Here is a 585-nt window from a genome sequence, read left to right as displayed (position 1 = left end):
GTTGGCTCCCCCAGCGGCTCTCTTAACCTGAGCCGCGATAAGATGCACAGCACCTGGGATTCGGTGCAGGAGCAGACCGGCATCTTTGCCGGCAAAGGCGGTTTTGACATCACCACCGGCGGGCATACCCAGCTGAACGGCGCGGTTATCGGCTCCACCGCCACCCCGGACAAAAACCGCCTTGATACCGGCACGCTCGGCTTTGGCAATATCGACAACGAGGCCGAATATCAGGTCGAACACCTGAGCATCGGCTTAAACACCAGCGGCAATGCGGGCCAGCAGTTCCTCGGCAATGTGGCAAGCGGCCTGCTGGTCGGTGCCAACGGTAGTGGAAGCGGCAGCTCAACGACCAAAGCGGCGGTATCTGACGGCACAATAACCATCCGCGACCAGGCAAACCAGACGCACGATGTTGCAGATCTCAGCCGTGACGTGGAGCATGCCAACCAGACCCTTTCCCCTGTCTTTGATAAAGAGAAGGAGCAGCAGCGGCTACAGGAAGCGCAGAAGATCGGCGAAATAGCGGTCCAGGCAATGGATATCGCGGCGACCCAGGGTAAGATTATCGCCACGCATGCGGCA

At 59.5% G+C, this 585-nt stretch carries 1 pseudogene; it reads left to right on the top strand.

From position 1 onward, the window contains the following. Positions 1-585, top strand: a pseudogene (locus EPIR_RS18850) (VENN motif pre-toxin domain-containing protein); the annotation flags it as partial.

Origin of the sequence: Erwinia piriflorinigrans CFBP 5888 (assembly GCF_001050515.1) — a bacterium.
Taxonomy (GTDB): Bacteria; Pseudomonadota; Gammaproteobacteria; order Enterobacterales; family Enterobacteriaceae; genus Erwinia; species Erwinia piriflorinigrans.
Note: the sequence above shows the minus strand (reverse complement) of the source record. Positions and strands in the feature narration are given on the sequence as shown.